Genomic DNA, 16,528 nt, shown 5'->3' with positions numbered 1-16,528 from the left:
GGCCCGTTACGCGCGGTTTGGCGTCTGGGAGGATAGGTCAGGTACGCCATAGAGCAGGCGGAGTCGGTGCCCGGTGGTGTCGCAGAACCTCCAGTTCTGCTGAGGGTTGGTAGGCGTGCGGGCGGGCAGCCCGTCCAGGGGCGTATGGGACATGGTCCCGTCCAGCGCCACCAATGCCGCGGGTACTAGCCGTTCCACGAACTTGCAAGCATTGAGGGCGACTCGGCCGCTCGGCAAGGTCAGCATGCCCCAGGCGTCCGCGTCGGCGTCCAGCCAGCGCAGCAGAGCCTGCTCCTCGTCGGGCGGCACCGTCACCAGGATGTTTTCCTCGCCGCCGATTGACTGGTGCCCGGTGAAATGCAGAGCGGCGCTATGCACGGTGTTCCGCAGCACGGCCGCGACCTTCATGACCCGATGAGCGGTCTCGCCCACGCCGGTGAAGGTGGCCAGCTCCGGGGCGCGGTCGTCCAGCTGAGCCCGCCAAGCCTGCTTCTGCCAGCCAACCTGGAACTTCGGCGTGTTCAGGCCGAGGTAGAGGTCGGCGACACGAGCCGTGATGTCGAACGCGCCGACCAGGCTGTACAGCAGCGAATCCAGCTCAGCCAGCACCTCATCGGCGTTGCCGCGGGCATCGTGCACAGAGAGGCCGTGGATCGCGTCCCGAAACGCCAGCGCCCGCGCCACCCTCGTGAGACACGACGCCACGAGAGAGCTGTGGGGCTGCTCCCCAGGGTGGTCTCTGGGTGCCGCAGCCGCCCACTCCCCATAGCCTGGCAGCATCGCGTATGCCGCTGCTCGTCGCATCGGCACGGGGCTCCAGCGGATCCGTCCGCCACCGATGATCACCGGATCCCCGTGCCACCGCAGGAACAGACCAACCAGGGCGAGAGCTTCCTCGGGCGACAGCACGTTCGCCAGGTGCCGCGCGTGGGGACCTGTCCGCCGTGCCAGCAACCACGGACGGGACGTGACAATGGCGTCGCACTCGATTTGGTTTCCGATGTGCGGAAGCAGCACACCGGCCAACGCCTCCGTGACCTGCAGTCCGTGACGGTCGGCCAGCCCCCGCGCCTCGGCGAGGGACTCGCGGTAGCCGTCAACTCCCGTCCACATCTTGTCGTGCACCGTGAAGCACACCTCGTCGCGCTCAAGATCCGGGTCGTCTAGGACGACACCTCCGGTAGCGCCCGGATCATCAGTGACGAACAGCAGCTCGACGGCCTCGTGCTGACCATATGAGCGCAGGACCGCCGCGGCGTCGGGGAACCCGGTCGAGCCGCCCGGCAAGAACGGGTAACCGGCGAACTCACCCTGCCCGTCGGCGTCACCGGCCATCAGTGGCAGGTCGAGCAGCACCCTCAGCCGACGCCGCTCAGTGGTTCGATCGAACGGGTTCGACTTCCACCCGGATCGCAGGATCGGCCTCTTGTACGACGGGATCGGCACCGATTAACTCAACCACAGCGCCACGGCAGGCGCGGGGCGGCACGATGGCGGGATGGCGCCGACAGAAGCGTGGTTTCTCGGTGGACCGGTCGACGGACGACTGATGCCCGTGGAGGTCGCCTCCGACGGCAGCCCGCCAGCCGTAGTCAAGCTACCTCAGACTGGCTCCTACGTCGGGGCAGCCGACGTAGCAACGCCTGCGGTTGAACACGTCTACCTCCATGCCGGCAGGCACGATGACATCGAGGTTTACCAGTACCAGTAGCTCGCTGATCCGTTCCTGAAGGTTGCTGAGGGCAGCGAGGCGACGACCGCCGTTGGTAGGGCCGCCGCATGAGCGCGGCGCGGCGGATCGGCAGTCGTATCGGGTAACGGATACGAGCATAAGCAATGGCAATGCGGCCCGCATACCTGTCGCGCCACCCGTTGCCGCAACCTACGCAAATCGAAGCAGCTCAAGGGGAACGACGACTGCGGGACGGCGGTCTCATCGGCGCGGCTGTAACGTCGCCATCGGCCGACGATCCCCTTCGGGTCGCCACCCTTTGACGAGCAAGGACACCCCGACTGATGGCAGTGACCCGGCAGGAGATCGAGAACCGGTTGTGGGACGCCGCCGACGAGCTGCGCGTGGCGATGCCCGAAGCGCAATACTCCTCGGTCGTCTTCCCACTGATGTTCTGGAAGTACCTGTCGGACACCTGGGAGCACCACCACCAGGAGTTCCTGGCCGACAACGAGGGCCTGGACGACCTCTCCGCCGAGGAAGCCCACGAGATCGAGTACCGCGACTACCAATCGTTCGAGATCCCGTTCATCCACCCCGGCACCGTCCAGCAGCGTCGCGCCTCCTGGTCGTCCATCCTCGCCACCATCACCCAGCCCAGCCTCGGCCAGCGGGTCCGCGCCTCCCTGCAAGCCATCGAGACGGCCAACCCTGACAAGTTCTCCCGCCTGTTCGGGACCATGGCCTGGACCTCAGAAGAGGTGCTGTCGGGGGAGGTGTTGGCAGCGGTCATGCAGGCTATGGACCGCACCCCAAAGATGCACGAGGGCAACATGTCCCACGACGTGCTCGGTGGGGCGTACGAGTACCTGCTGAAGCGTTTCTCTGACGGGTCTGGCACCCGCGCTGGCCAGTTCTTCACCCCGCGCGAGGTCGTCGAGCTGATCGTCGAGGTCTTGGCCCCGAAGGGCTTCGAGTCGGTGTACGACCCGACCTGCGGGTCGGGCGGCATGCTCATCGCCTCCGCGAACCTGCTGAAGGCTCGCGGCGGGCGTGGCTACACGCTTCGCCTGTACGGGCAGGAGGCCGTGCCGGACACCGCAGGTGTGGCACGCATGAACCTCTTCATGCACAACCTCACCCAGTTCCAGGTCGAGGTCGGCGACACCCTGAAGGACCCGCGCTTCAAGAAGCCGGACGGGTCCATCGCACAGTTCGATGTGATCGTTGCCAACCCGCCCTACAGCCTGAAGTGGAAGCCCTGGACCAAGGACCCGCGCGCCCTCGGCGGTGTCGCCCCGCAGTCGTCGGCGGATTGGGCGTTCGTGCAGCACATGATCGCCAGCATGGACCCGAAGAAGGGGCGCGCTGGCGTCGTCTTGCCGCACGGCGTCCTCTTCCGCGGTGGCCAGGAAGCAGTCATCCGCCAGCGCGTCCTGGACGACGACCTACTCGAAGCGGTCATCGGCCTGCCTGCCAACCTCTTCTACAACACCCCTATCCCCACGGCGATCCTGGTGTTCCGTGCACCCGGCACCAAGGCCCCGGAACGGCAGGATGGCGTGCTGTTCATCGACGCCTCCAAGCGGTTCACCAAGGTCAAGAATCGCAACATCCTCACTGACGTCGACATCGCCGACGTCGTGACCGCCTACCACTCCAGCTTCGACGCCGACGGCAACCCGGCGGACCCTGACGGAGAAGGCGGCCTTTCGGCGCGCTTTGTTCCCAGCACGGAGATCATGGCGAACGCGTACGACCTCAACATCGGCCGCTACATCAAGCAGGCTGCCGCTGAGGCCGAAGACCTCGGCACCCTCATCGACGCCTACAACATCGCGCGAGCCGAACGGCAGAAGGCCGAGCAGCACATGCTCGCCATCCTTGCGGATGCCGGGATTAAGGGATTCGATGAGTGAGCCGACGAACAGCAACCTGGCAGCTGACGCGCAGGAGGAGTGGGTTCGCACACCTCTCTCGCGGTTCCTCACACCGGACGTGGAGGTCGTCGATGTGGACCCGGATCAGACTTATCCGATCGTGGGAGTCCTGAACAGAGGGAGAGGCCTTCTCTACCGCGATCCCGTCGCAGGAAGCTCTACGGCCTACAAGACGCTCAACCGGATCGGCCCCGCCGTGCTCGTGTACAGCCGGCTCAAGGCGTTCGAAGGCGCGATCACGGTTACCCCTGACGACCTGCCTGAATCCTTCGCGTCCCAGGAGTTCCCTACCTTCGCCTTCGCGCCCGATGCGAACCCCGACTTTTTCCGCATCCTCGCCACGACGCAGAGCATGTGGGATGCACTCCAAGGTGCGTCGAAGGGGATGGGCGGCAGGCGCGAGCGGGTAAAACCCGCAGACTTCCTTAACATCGTCATGGACATCCCGCCGTTGCCCGTGCAGAAGCGGATCGTCGAGGTCATCGCCGCGGTCGACGACCAGATCGCAGCACTCGGCACCGAATCCGAGGCGCTGGAGGGGATCCTGGAGTCTCTGCGCTCAGACTTGCCAGAGACGGACCATACTCCCATCGGTGACGTACTGGTGGGGATCAACAGCGGCAAAAGCGTCCAGGCTGGGGAAGAAGCCTCTGCCGAGGACGAGTACCGAATCCTGAAGCTCAGCGCGGTGCAGCGTGGCTGGTTCAAGCCTTCTGAGGCAAAGGCGCTGACAGAGGACACCGCTTTCTCGCCCAGTCATGTGGTGAAGAACGGAGACCTCCTCATTACGCGAGCAAACACACCGGAGCGTGTTGGATTCGTTGCCGTCGCAAAGAATGTGCCTGTGGGGACGTTCATGCCTGATCTGATCTGGCGCCTTCGCGTGGACGAATCTCGTGTTTCCACGGACTACCTTGAGCACGCTTTGTCATCACGCGAACTGCGGACCCGTATCTCTGGCGCGTCCGGTGGAACGAGCAAGTCGATGGTCAAGATCAACAAGCGCGGTTTTGCTGCTGTTCGGGTGCCCATTCCGCCGCCCCCTGAACAGGGTGAGTACGTACGGCGGTGCGACGCCGTGGTTAGGGGAATCATGGCCACCCGTGCTGAGGAGGACCGTCTTCGTAAGGTCCGGGCGGGGCTGCTGTCGGGCCTGCTGGACCGCACCATCGAGATTTAGTCAGCCGAGCTGGGGGTCTGAGCCGTGGCGATGGGCATTCGAGAGCGCGAGTTCCAGAACCTGATGATTCAGTGGTCCCTGCCGATGAGCTGGCGTTTCACAGCGGGCAGGTCGCTGCCGCGTGAGACGACGCAGACGGTGGTCGCCGGCCAGCTGCGGGACGCCATCGTCCGGCTCAACCCTGGGGTGATCGACGGGTTCGACGTGGACGCAGTGGTCGAGGAGATCATCGCCACGGTCAACGCTGTTGAAGGCGGGCTGGTGCGGGCCAACGAGCAGGTACTACGCCTGCTGCGCGGGCATAAGGAGTTCCGGGACGCCGACGGCGTGTGGCACGCCCTGAAGGTCATCGACGTCGAGCACCCGACCGCCAACACGCTGGTCGTCTCGGACGAGGTGACCATCACCGTCCCCGGCAAGACCTCCCGCCGGTTCGACCTCGTGTACTGGGTCAACGGGCTGCCACTGGTCGTGGTCGAGGTGAAGTCACCGACCGCGAAGTCCGGGTGGGCTAACGCCGCCCGCGAAATCAACGACGTGTACGCCACCGAGTACCCGTGGTTCTTCACCCCCAACGTCTTCGCCGTCGCCTCCGACGGGCTGAAACTGCGATTCGGTGCCGTTGGCGCGCCCCTGAACCTGTGGCAGCCGTTCCGGTCCACCGCCGACGACGAGAACCTGTCCGGGCAGGCTGACGTGCAGCGCTCCGTGGAGCTGCTGCTCAACCCGGCCACCGTCCTGGACATGCTCGCCAACTTCGCCCTATTTGATACCTCCGGAGGCGGGGTGGACAAGAAGTACCTGCCCCGCTACCCGCAGATGGAATCCGCCCACCTGATCCACGAGCGAGTCTTAGCCGGCGGCCAGAAGGGCCTGATCTGGCACCACCAAGGTAGCGGGAAGACGCTACTGATGGTGTTCGCCGCCTCGCTGCTGCTGGCCGACACCCGTACCGATTCGCCCACGATCATCCTGCTCTCGGACCGGACCCAGCTCGTCCGGCAGACCTCCGGGGTGTTCACCTCCGCGATGGGGCACGCCTACTTCCACCAGCCCGCCACCAGCCAGGAGCTGCGTTCCCTGCTGGCCGACGACGTGCGCGGCGTCATCTCCACTACCGTCCACAAGTTCGCCGACGCCGGCAAGAACCTGTCGACCCGGGAGAACATCATCGTGCTGGTCGACGAGGCACACCGCACCCAGTCCGCCAAGTCGAAGTCCCTGGCCGGGCAGATGCGCGCAGCATTGCCGCACGCGAAGTTCTTCGGCATGACCGGCACCCCCCTCAGGAACCTCGCCACCGACACCTTCGCCCTCTTCGGCGAGGAGACCGACCCGGGCAGGGTGCTGCACCGGTACTCGGTGTCCCGGTCTCTGCGAGACGAGGCGACCGTCCCAGTCATGCTGGACCCGCACCCGGTCTCCTTCGAGATGAACGACCAGGAGTTGCAGGCTGAGTTCGACCAGTTCGCCGACGACTTCGACCTCGACGACCCCGACCGCGAGACCCTGTCCCGCAAGTTCGGACGCCTCACCTCGGTGTTCGCCAACCCCGACCGCATCCATACGGTCTGCCAGGACATCGTGGACCACTACCTGGCCGGCGCCTACCGCAACGGCCTCAAGGCCCAGGTCGTCGCCTACAACCGCGAGCTGGCCGTGGCCTACACGGACAAGATCAACGAGCTGCTGGCCGGCTTCGAGGCGTCACAGGTGCTCGCCGAGGTCGGGAAGCATGACCGGATCACCGCCGAGGTGAACATCTCCGTCTCGGACTCCAAGGACGAAGAGCCCGCCATGCGGCCGTTCCACCTCTCGGAGACCGAGGAGGAGGAACAGAAGCGGCGGTTCCTCACCCCGGACGACCCGCTGTGCTTCCTGGTGGTGACCGCGAAGCTGATGACCGGGTTCGACGCCCCCAACGAAGGCGTCCTCTACCTGGACAAGCCGCTGAAGGCCCACACCTTGTTCCAGACGATCACCCGCCCGAACCGCACCTGGGTGTCCCCGACCGGGTTCGTGAAGACTTCCGGCGTGGTCGTGGACTACATCGGCCTGGCCGAAGAGGTCCAGCGGGCCGTCGTCGACCCCACCTCGGAGGGGGCAGGCAAGAAAGGCGGCGGGTTCGTCACCGACCTGTCCGAGCTAGTCGCCGAGTTCCGCACCACCTTCGCCCGCATCGAAGACCTCCTCGCGGACGTCGACGGCCTGGACCTCACGGTCCACGGATACGAGTCCGTGCGGGCCATCAACGTCTTCCTGGACGCCAACCCCGGCGCCGCCGAGGTGTTCTCCAAGGACTACCGGCTCCTGGCCCGCCTGTACCCGCTCATCAACACCGACAAGCGGGTCGCCAAGTACCGGGACGGCTTCGGGCTGTTCGGGTCCGTGTACACGACCCTGTTCAAGAAGTCCTCCGATGAGGAGAGGAAGGAACGGCTGGGCGAGCTGGGGCCGATGGTCCTGGAGATCATCAACGCCCACGTCCACTCCTTCTCCGTGGTCGCGTCCCAGGAGGAAGCCCTCGTCCTGGACGCCCAGGGCATCGCCGTCCTCAAGGAGCTGATGGCCCTCGTCCGCCCCAAGCCCGACAAGGACGACGGCGAGGACAAGACGCCGCCGTCCGCGGCGGAGATCCTGGACCGCATCAAGGCCGCCCTCGAAAAGGGCGTCGAACCAGGGTCCGCGAAGTACACCGCCCTAGCGGAACGGATCAGGCTGCTGCGGGACCGGATCATCCAGAACGCCCAGGACGCCCTGGAGTTCCTGTCCGAAGCACTCCGGGTCGCCCGCGCCATCGTGAACGCCGAGAAGCACCCCGACGAAGCCGTCGTCGTACTGGACGACGACCACGTAGGCGTCCTGTCACGGATCATCCACGACCACGCACCGTCCGGCCTCACAGTCACGGAGCGGAACCTGGCCGAGGAGATCGACCAGGTGGTCACCCGAACCCTCGCCCAATCATGGGACAACGCAGACGCTCGCAACCGAGGCGTCCGCCGCGCCACCGCCGCGGTCTTCCGCCGCTACATGTTGAAGCCGGTGGGGGAGCCGTATGACTCCACCGTCGCCTACATCGAAGCCCACTACCTCGTTGACTGACGAATGCGCGGGCAGCATCCAGCATCACCCGCTGATGCAGGGCGTGATCGTCGTGGTCACGCCCTGCATCACGGTGTCAGGAGTCGACCCGTGTAATGATCCGACCGGGCGGAAAGGTGGGCGGCCAGCCGGGAACCGGGGCGGTGTCGACGCCAGCGCGGGCAATCAGCCAGCCTCGCTCGGTGAGGTGCATCAGCATTGGGTACGCCACCATGGGCCCCGAATGATCAATCACCCTGACCTCCGTGCCCTGCCCCAGCACCACCACCTCATAGCCGGGGCTGACCGGGCGAGGCCGGCTCAGGAAGCCGAGCCGTTCCGCGTCCCACCCGGCCAGATCCCGCTGCAGCTCGGCGAGCACCGCGTCATGCACACGCGGCCACAGCGGATGCTGCACACAGTGCGGGTTCGACAGATCGTGCGCCAGGTCGTTGCGGTCGAACCGGGCAACGTCGGCGTTCTCCCGGTTGGCGTGGATCCACTGCTGCGCCAATGCCAAGCGAAACGGGTCGTCCAGTAACGCCCACGCGCTGAGCAGGTCACCGGCCAGCACGCACTCGACCCACACCATGCCGTAGCCGGCCGGGCCTTCCTCGTGCGCCTCCAGCTCAGCGCGCGTCTGGTCAACCCCGGGTACCGGGTACTCGTCATCGGTCGCCATCAGGGCACCATACGGCCAGTCACTCGCGAGCTCCATTGAGCGGGGGCGAGGTGGTCGCCCCGCTATGGTCGACCGCCCCGGCAAGCGGTCACTGCGGAGTCAGGAACCGCGCGATCGACGGCCCCTGCCCCGCCAGGACGCCTCGCCTCTCCCCGTACAGCCGCAACGCTTCGTCGGATGCCTTTGCTCGCGCCCGCATTCCGGCCACGGCCGGCTCATCGCCGAACCCGCGATACCCGGCGAAGGACGCACCAGCTCGCCCGGCCGCGGTCACTGCCGCGAGTACCGAACCGCCGATTTCCATCGGGTGGGGCTGCCATACCGCCTGTCGCCCATACACGTGGGCGCTGTCGCCCAGCCGCCACGGTAGCCCGTGCACCACCCCGGACAAGATCCCGTAGATCTCTGGCAGATCCGCGAATGCCCGCTGCACCAAGTCCGTCGCTTTTACCTCGATGGGCGTCTCCGGGGCGCCGGCAGTGACCCGCACCCCCTTGGCACGGTCACCGCTGCGGTTGCGCACCAGTTCAATGCGGGCACGCTTGATGAGCGTCAGCAACTGTTCCTTCTCCTTGGCGACCGCAGCCTCGGGAGAGGCCATGTATGCATTGCCCGGCACCCGCGCCGCCGACTTCGCCGCCATACCCGAGTCCGCAATCAGCAACGCGACACCCCTGGAGAACCGCACCTCAAACGGCTGTCCCTCGGCAAGCACGTGCATCAGCAGCGCCGCAGCCTCCACCGCCGAACGGGCCAGACTCGCATGCGCGTAAACGGGCGCCCCAGCCTGCGGCTGAGCGAGCAACACCCCGAGAGCGCGCACATGGTCAGTCACGTGCACCGCCATATGCATGCAGGCGAACGCGGCCCGGCTCCACAGCTCCTGCCGGTCGGCGCTGCGCACCGCCGACAGCAACTCCTTATGGTCGCGGGTGGCCGGCGCGCCGGTCGGCGCGGCAAAATCCAGGATTGGCCCGAGGAGCCCCTGCAGATCGTCGGCCTGCTCCCTGCAGAATCGGCTCGCCCGCATGAGGAAGTCATCGGTGGGATCGCGTCGCGTCACAGCAACCTCATCTCAGAGCCGGCGCGTCGCCATCGTGCCTGCCCCACCCGCGCCACCGCATCCCAGTTTGGGTGGCCGACCCGTCAACACGCTTCGCGCCAGCAGGCCCAGACTCGGTTAGCACATTGGCCACGATCTCGAATCCGACAACAGCCCGACCGCCTGGTGGCCGTCGAGCGCGTGGTCGACCACCCGGCCGACCTGCACCGCCTGATCGAGCGGGCCCGCACCGACCCGCACGTGGTCGCCTTCCCGTACCGGCCGGTCCACGAGCTGGCCGGCGACGAGCCTCAGCAGTGCCACAACGGGCACGGCTAACACCCGCGCTCGGCGACCACGCCGATACGGGACTGGTGGCCGTGCCGGGGCGGCAGGCACCTGGTTGTCCCCTGCTGGGTCTGCCCGCTGCATGAGCACGGCAGCTGCGGTGCCCTTCTCTAGGGGGAATTGGGCTGAGGTCAGTCAGGCGCTGCGCACATAGTCGGGAAGGGGTCTTCGCCTTCGTCGAGGATCAGCGGCACGTCGTACACCGACAGGTCCGGCCGGGGGCGCGCGTACCGGACGCGGTGACGCCACCGGTGGTGCTCGTAGGCCGTGTCTACCTGAATCTCAGCGACCACGGTCGGCTCGACCTGGGCGTAGCGCAGCGGCTCCGGCCGTTCGAACTGGCCGGACCAGGCGGCCGGTAACGGGTCGGGCCAGGGGTGGAGGATGACAACACCGCGGTCAGCCGGGCGTGGCGGGGACAGCAGTCTCGCCAGCTCCTGGCGCTGGGGCGCGGCCAGCGAGTGCGTGCGGCCGGTGTACCGCAGCCGGCCACGCCGGTCGAATCGGCCGAGGAGAAGCGTGTCGGGGTTGCGGATGCTGCCGGTGACGCCGCCGATGATCGCCTCCGTGCTGGCACGAGCGTGCTGGTGAAGAGCTGGTATTCCGAACCTGCGGTATTCGGCCGCCCGATGGGATTCATCGGCTTTGGGCCGGCGTCTACCGGTGGGCCTATGCAGCGATGACCTGGGGAACACGACGTCGTGTTCCCCAGGTCATCGCTGCACGCGGATGGGCTTCAGGTCAGTTCCAGGTGGGCACCTGACCGTCTGCGTAGCGGGCACCGAAGCCGCCGCCGGGCAGGATCTGGGCGATGGCGGCCAGGTCGTCGGCGCTCAAGGTGAGGTCGGCGGCACCGGTGTTCTCCTGCACGCGCTCGGGGCTGCGGGTGCCGGGGATGGGCACGATGTCCTGGCCCTGGGCCAGCAGCCAGGCCAGGGCCAGCTGGGTGACAGTGGCGTCCTTGGCGGTGGCCAGCTGCCGGAGCTGGTCGACGGCGGTGACGTTCTTCTCGAAGTTGCCCGGCTGCCAGCGGGGGTCGGTGTTGCGCATGTCGGTGGCGTCGTAGCTGCCGGCCGGCTTCGCTGTCCCGGTCAGGAAGCCGCGCCCCAGCGGGGAGTAGGGCACCAGGCCGATGCCGAGTTCGCGCAGCACTGGCAGCAGGGCCTCGACGTCACGCTCGAACAGGGAGTACTCGCTCTGCAGGACCGAGACGGGCTGGACCGCGTGGGCCGCCCGGATGGTCTGCGGGCCGGCTTCGGACAGACCGAAGTACTTCACCTTCCCCGCGGTGATGAGCTCCTTGACCGCGCCGGCGACGTCCTCGATCGGCACCTGGGGGTCCACCCGGTGCTGGTAGAGCACGTCGATGCGGTCGGTGTCCAGGTAGCGCAAGCTGTTCTCGACGACCTCGCGGATGTGCTCGGGGCGGGAGTCGAACCCGTACTCCTGGGTGAAGCCGAACTTCGTGGCGATGACGACCTCATCACGCACCGGGGCCAGGGCCTTGCCGACGACCTTCTCGTTCGCCCCCCAGCCGTAGACCTCGGCGGTGTCGAAGAACGTCACACCCAGCTCGTGGGCGCGCTTGATGGTGGCGATGCCGGTGGCTTCGTCGCTGGGCCCGTAGGCCACGGAGATACCCATCGAGCCGAAGCCGATGGCGGAGGTGGTCAGACCCTGGTTCCCGAGACTGCGTTGCTGCACGATGCTTCCTTCCTCAGCAAACCGAACTGTTCGGTTCTGACGTTAACGGTAGGTCAGGCAGGGCACACCGTCAAACCAAACGGTTCGGTTGGGCTATGATCGATCTCATGCCTGACGCCAAGCCCGCCCGCCCCCAGACCCGCGAAGGCACCCAGGAGCGAATCCTCAGCGCGGCCCAGAGCGAGTTCGCCCGCCACGGCATCGCAGGAGCACGGGTGGACCGCATCGCCAAGGCCGCACGCACCAGCAAGGAACGGGTCTACGCCTACTTCCACAGCAAGGAAGAGCTCTACTCCGTCGTCGCCCGGCACCAGCTCACCCTGGCTGCCGAAGCCGCACCCCTGGACCCCCGCGACCTGCCCACCTACGCCGGCGCCCTGTTCGACTACTTCACCACCCACTCCGACCGCCTCCGCTTCCTCAGCTGGGGACGGCTGGAGCTGACCCCCGAGGCCGACACCGCGGACCTGACCTTCGACCCCACCGGTGACGGCGCCGAGGATGCTGCCGGTGGGCCCGGCACTGCTGCGGCAGGGCCGTCGGACCCCTACGGCAAGTCCATGATCGCCAAGGTGGAGAAGCTGCGTCAGGCCCAGCAGGCCGGTCACCTGGACCCCAGTTGGGACCCGGTCGACGTACTCGCCCTGGTGAGCCAGATCGCCTTCACCAACGCCGGTCAGCCCGAACTGGCCGACCTGGCTCGGCGAGTCGCGGCGGACACGAGCACGGGCGCACGCCGAGCCGCCGTCGTCCGTGCGGTCAGCGCCCTCTTCCCACCTGCAAAGCAAGACGAAGCAAGCTAAGACGCCGCCGGTAGGCCCATCCGGATCGCGGCCGCGGCAGGCCATCGCTGACGGGGTAGAGATCAGCTTGGCCGGGCGGTGGATGCAGTGTCGCTCAGGGCGGCGAGGTAGTCAGCCCAGCTACTGCTGGCGAACTGTGCCCACCGGTGAGCGGTGCCGGGATTGATCCCGAACAGGTCGGCGATCACGATCGGTGGCAGATCGGTCAGTGACTGCATCATGGCGGTGTTGCGGGCGGCGCGGACGGGGAGGCCGTGCTGGCGCATGGTGTCGGCCAGCCCTGCGGGATTGCGTGCCCGGCCGGGGCTTCGGCCAGGAAGCAGATAGCCGTTTGCGTCGGCCAGCAGATGCTGTGGCGTGGCCGCGGCGATCTGCTCTTCGATGAGCCGGGCCAGGGGCGGTGGCAGGATCACCGGTCGGCGGCTGATCGTTAGGTAGGCGTTGTTCGCGTCGCGGTGCAGGTGGCCGGCGGTGAGCTCGACGATGCGGGTGAGCGCGAGGGCGTAGAGCCGGGTCAGAGCACCTGCGATGCGCACGTCTCTTGGCAAGGAGGTGTCGGTGAGGCACTGCCGCAGTTCTTCGTGCTGGATGTCGTCGACCTGGAAGTGGCGTGGGGGCCGGTTTGGTGGGTGAGCGATGCTCAGAGCGGTGGTCAGGCCGCGTGCGACGGCCCACCGGATAAAGGGGATGCTGCAGGCCCGCAGGGTCAGGTTTCCTGACGCCCAGGTGTCGAGGTGTGCCTGTCGCAGGGTCATCAGCGTCAGGTGCCGTTCGTCGAGCCAGGCCAGGACTCGAGTAGCGGCCCGAATGTTGCCGGAGTCTCCCTTGTAGGCGGCGTAGGTGTAGCGGCCGCGTGCGGACCGGCGACGCGCGTCGCGCAGCACGTGCCACTCGGCGAACGCCCGGATCAGGGTCGCGTGACCCGGCGGGAGTTTAGCGAGCGTTCGTGCCAGCCACCGGGTGAGCAAGGCGAGGTTCTCGTCGCGTGCGGCAAGGATGCCGGCGCTGACGAGCAGGCCACGGACATAGGCGGTTGACTCGCCTTGGGGCAGCACGTCGAGGGCTTGGTGGGTGAGGTCGCCCGGCTGAGCGGCGAGTCGTCCGAGCAGTCGCGCCGCCGGGCTGCGCCGCAACCAGATGAGCATCTGGTAGGGGTTGTCGGCCTCGCGGAGCACGGCCACCAGCGGGCCGAGCGGGCTCGGGCCCAGCGCGCGACCGGTGTGCAGCAGATCGGCCACGCGGGCCTCAAGAGTGCAACGCGGGCAGACCCCGCCCGCCAGCAGATCACCCGGCTGGTGACATCTGCTGCAGATCTGGGCTGGCTCGTCGGGTGCGGAGCAGGTGGCGCAGAGGGCATCCCCGTCGGCGGTGCGGCCCACAATCAGGCGTCGGCGCTTGCACGAGATGCATGTTCCCGGTGTGGTGAGACTGCGTCGGTAACAGGTGTTGCAGACCGGGCCGAGCGGCAAGAACGTCTTCACCGGCTTGTGCAGACCACAGACTCCGCAGTCCTGGACCGGCTGGGGAACGCAACTGTCGCAATGGAACTGCCCTGCCCCGCCCAGAATGTGGCGGCCGCGACGGTGCTCCCCGCCGACGCTGCACTGCTTCACCCGGCGACCCAGGCATCGGCGGCACGTGTCCGGCCGACTTTCCGTTGCCCGTGCCTGGATGGGCGCGACCGTCCCACAAATTCCGCAAAGGCGCGGGGCGCTGGAGTAGCACGCGCTGCAGACCGGCCCGTGCGGTGTTCGCGCGTTGACCCGCTTGTCCCGGCCGCAGCGGCAGCACGGCTCCAGCTTCTTCGGCGCGCACCGCTGACACAGCGCCGTCCCGTCCGGTAGGCGCCGACCAGGCAACATACTCCGGCCGCAGTCCGCGCATGGCTCGCGCGCGTCAGGCTCCTGCTCGCGGCACCGCCCACAGATACCACCCTCCGGGCGGCGGGCCCGGATGACACGGACCTCTGCGCAGCGCGCACACGGCCGGCGACGGTGCCGGGTCGTGCAGCGGTCGCATAACCTCCCGGCCGGGACTTTCGTGAACGGCGGCGGATCAGTTCGGCCGCACTCGACGCACCCCAGCGGCCTGATCTTGTCGGCGAATCCGGCCGCGACGAGCAACGGCAACAGCCTCACTAGCGACCTCGGAGCATCAGCGCCGGGCGTGACCAGCGCCTGCGGGCTGCGACCGAGGTGGCGGGCAAGCGCGTGCGCCTGCGCACCCTTCCACGCACTTACCTGCTCCAGCAGCGACTGCGCCTGGGCACCGGTCAGCTCGCAACCCAGCGTCCTGCGCAGATGCTCGAGGATCGTGTCCTGCGCCTCGGCGAGCTCGGCGCGTAGCCGCAACTGATCCGGCGTCGGCTTCCTCACTGGCCGGGTCGGCGGATCACAGTCCGTCGCCCGGCAAGAGGCACCACCGGGCCGGTAGCCCCGTCTGCGGTCTTCTTCGTCTGCGCGTTGACCACGGCCGGCTTGATCAGGTCGTTGGGCGTGCACTCGAAGATGTCACACAAGGCGATCAGCGTGTCCATGCTCATCCGCTGCGGCGGCTGGGTCACCAGCCGATAGGCGACGGAGAGCACCGCCACCGCGAGCTCGATCAGCCCATCACGGCTATGAGCATGGGCAATGCCATTGCGGCCGGACAGAACGAAGCCGCGAAGCTCGCTGGCCGGGCCCCAGCGAGCCCGGCTCAGCTCGCTACCACAAACCACCTGCCGCCGTCGTCGCCCTCGAAGTAGCAGTCGAAGCCCAGCTCCTGAAAGATCCGCCGCAGCCTCTTGGCGACCTCCGCCGCGGTGGCGAGCACCGTCTCTCGGGGCACCGGCACGTGGGCACCGGGCAGGTCCTCCAGGACGTCGAGGACCCGTCCCATCGCCGGCGACTGCGCCCAGGTCACCGGCGCGGTCACGCCGGTGACCAGAGCAGCCGCCCCGTACCCGAGGACCGTCGACAGGCGGTCGAGCGCGCCAAACGCCCCCTCGTACGCACGCTCCCGGTCCCCCGTGCGGTGGAACTCAGCCTGAACCGCCCGGAAGGTGCCGAGCACACCGTCGAGGTCGCGAGGCCCATGGGTGTTGGTCGGGTCGGTCCACCCCCGCTCGTGCACGGTCCGCTCACACCGGAACTCGTCGATCGCGTTCTCGGCTCGCCACAGGAACTCCCAGATGAACTCGTCCTCCGGCAGCGTGAACGGCAGCCGGCGGTGCACGGCGTGGGCGACGTCGCCCCGCTGGTGCAGGCGCACATGCTGGGCCTCGTGGAGCAGGCAGTGCCGCACGGACCGCAGCCCGCGAGCGAATTGGGCGCTGCCGACGATCACCACCACTTTGCCGCCCGGCTGCGGCGACGTCCTGGCGGCGGCGCGGGCGCCGTCGGCCCGGTCCGCCCGGTACTGGTTGGCCAGGGCCGGGTCGAACGCCAGGTCAACCTCGGTCGCCAGATACTCCGCGACCACCTTGTCGAACTCGTCGGTGACGATGACGTCGGCGTTCTCCGGCTCCGGCACCTCGCCGGCCATCTCGTCCACCACCAAGCGGCAGGTGGCCTGCTGAGCGGCCGGCAAGGCCCGGGTCACCCGGTACGTCACATTGATCTCACTGGACATCCCGCCAGTATGGCCCGCGGGTCCGACATCATCGAACACCTGTGCGAGTAGCCTGCGGGCGTGGAGTGGCGCAACCGGTGGTACCTCACGATCCGCTGGGACCGGGCCGGCAACAGCCCGGCCGGCGTGACCGTCATCGGGCGCGTCGTGGACTCCCCCGCCGAGCTGCGCTACCTGGTCGACCGGGCACGCGCTGACCCGCACGTGGTCGCCCTCCCCTACCGCCAGGTCCGCGAGCTAGTCGGCCACGAGCCGAACGAGTGCCACAACGGGCACGGCTACGCCGGCGGCTCGGCGACCACGCCGATGCGCGACTGGTGGCCGTGCCGCTGCGGCGGGCACCTGGTCATCCGCTGCCGCATGTGCCCCGACGTCCAGGTGGAGCCGCCGGTCGGCGCGGACTGCGACGCCCACGACCACCGCGCCGGCGGCGGCTAGTCCGCCTGGCGGACCAGCGCCCG

Annotated in this window: 13 protein-coding genes; 6 read left to right on the top strand and 7 right to left on the bottom strand. The window is 67.8% G+C overall.

The window, feature by feature from the left end; translation table 11 throughout:
* Positions 1-6 precede the first annotated feature (6 nt).
* Positions 7-1,356, bottom strand: coding sequence for a hypothetical protein (locus ACWD6N_RS11915; protein ID WP_450004707.1), 1,350 nt, complete (start codon positions 1,354-1,356; stop codon positions 7-9).
* A 660-nt stretch (positions 1,357-2,016) separates the two neighbouring features.
* Between ACWD6N_RS11915 and ACWD6N_RS11910 the strand changes: the two genes are divergently transcribed.
* From ACWD6N_RS11910 to ACWD6N_RS11900, 3 genes are read left to right on the top strand one after another with little or no spacing between them, the layout of a single operon-like run.
* Positions 2,017-3,591: an N-6 DNA methylase gene (locus ACWD6N_RS11910; protein ID WP_450004706.1), complete on the top strand. Its 1,575-nt coding sequence runs from the start codon at positions 2,017-2,019 to the stop codon at positions 3,589-3,591.
* Positions 3,584-4,792, top strand: coding sequence for a hypothetical protein (locus ACWD6N_RS11905; RefSeq protein WP_450004705.1), 1,209 nt, complete (start codon positions 3,584-3,586; stop codon positions 4,790-4,792). The genes ACWD6N_RS11910 and ACWD6N_RS11905 overlap by 8 nt, the downstream gene beginning before the upstream one ends.
* A 30-nt stretch (positions 4,793-4,822) precedes the next feature.
* The gene (locus tag ACWD6N_RS11900; RefSeq protein ID WP_450004704.1) at positions 4,823-7,897 is read left to right on the top strand and encodes a type I restriction endonuclease subunit R; all 3,075 of its coding nucleotides are present in this window, start codon (positions 4,823-4,825) and stop codon (positions 7,895-7,897) included.
* 76 nt (positions 7,898-7,973) lie between these two features.
* Here the strand turns inward: ACWD6N_RS11900 and ACWD6N_RS11895 are convergent, their stop codons facing one another.
* Together ACWD6N_RS11895 and ACWD6N_RS11890 are read right to left on the bottom strand one after the other, a co-directional pair.
* Entirely contained in the window at positions 7,974-8,558 is a 585-nt protein-coding gene (locus tag ACWD6N_RS11895; RefSeq protein WP_450004703.1) for a hypothetical protein, read from the bottom strand.
* A gap of 88 nt (positions 8,559-8,646) precedes the next feature.
* Positions 8,647-9,621 (bottom strand): hypothetical protein, encoded by a 975-nt coding sequence (locus tag ACWD6N_RS11890; RefSeq protein WP_450004702.1) that lies wholly within the window; start codon positions 9,619-9,621, stop codon positions 8,647-8,649.
* Between the two features lie 165 nt (positions 9,622-9,786).
* On the opposite strand from ACWD6N_RS11890, the gene ACWD6N_RS11885 reads away from it, so the two are divergent.
* Positions 9,787-9,939 carry a hypothetical protein gene (locus ACWD6N_RS11885; RefSeq protein ID WP_450004701.1) on the top strand — a complete coding sequence of 51 codons (153 nt, stop codon included), beginning with the start codon at positions 9,787-9,789 and terminating at the stop codon, positions 9,937-9,939.
* 750 nt (positions 9,940-10,689) lie between these two features.
* Here ACWD6N_RS11885 and ACWD6N_RS11880 read toward each other — a convergent pair.
* The gene (locus ACWD6N_RS11880; protein WP_450004700.1) at positions 10,690-11,652 is read right to left on the bottom strand and encodes an aldo/keto reductase; all 963 of its coding nucleotides are present in this window, start codon (positions 11,650-11,652) and stop codon (positions 10,690-10,692) included.
* A gap of 107 nt (positions 11,653-11,759) precedes the next feature.
* Here ACWD6N_RS11880 and ACWD6N_RS11875 point away from each other — a divergent pair, with 107 nt between their 5' ends.
* Positions 11,760-12,455 (top strand): TetR family transcriptional regulator, encoded by a 696-nt coding sequence (locus tag ACWD6N_RS11875; protein ID WP_354966322.1) that lies wholly within the window; start codon positions 11,760-11,762, stop codon positions 12,453-12,455.
* Between the two features lie 62 nt (positions 12,456-12,517).
* Here ACWD6N_RS11875 and ACWD6N_RS11870 read toward each other — a convergent pair whose 3' ends face one another.
* The 3 genes from ACWD6N_RS11870 to ACWD6N_RS11860 form a co-directional block, all read right to left on the bottom strand.
* Positions 12,518-14,068: a hypothetical protein gene (locus ACWD6N_RS11870; RefSeq protein ID WP_450004699.1), complete on the bottom strand. Its 1,551-nt coding sequence runs from the start codon at positions 14,066-14,068 to the stop codon at positions 12,518-12,520.
* Between the two features lie 758 nt (positions 14,069-14,826).
* Complete coding sequence (locus ACWD6N_RS11865) at positions 14,827-15,048, bottom strand: helix-turn-helix domain-containing protein (RefSeq protein WP_354966325.1); 222 nt, start codon at positions 15,046-15,048, stop codon at positions 14,827-14,829.
* Between the two features lie 104 nt (positions 15,049-15,152).
* Complete coding sequence (locus tag ACWD6N_RS11860) at positions 15,153-16,067, bottom strand: hypothetical protein (RefSeq protein WP_354966326.1); 915 nt, start codon at positions 16,065-16,067, stop codon at positions 15,153-15,155.
* Positions 16,068-16,127: 60 nt separating this feature from the next.
* Here ACWD6N_RS11860 and ACWD6N_RS11855 point away from each other — a divergent pair, with 60 nt between their 5' ends.
* Positions 16,128-16,505, top strand: coding sequence for a hypothetical protein (locus ACWD6N_RS11855; RefSeq protein ID WP_354966327.1), 378 nt, complete (start codon positions 16,128-16,130; stop codon positions 16,503-16,505).
* Positions 16,506-16,528: the final 23 nt, after the last annotated feature.

The organism is Micromonospora sp. NPDC005163, from assembly GCF_053599835.1.
The sequence above is the reverse complement of the archived record's forward strand: the minus strand, read 5'-3'. Positions and strand labels throughout refer to the sequence as shown.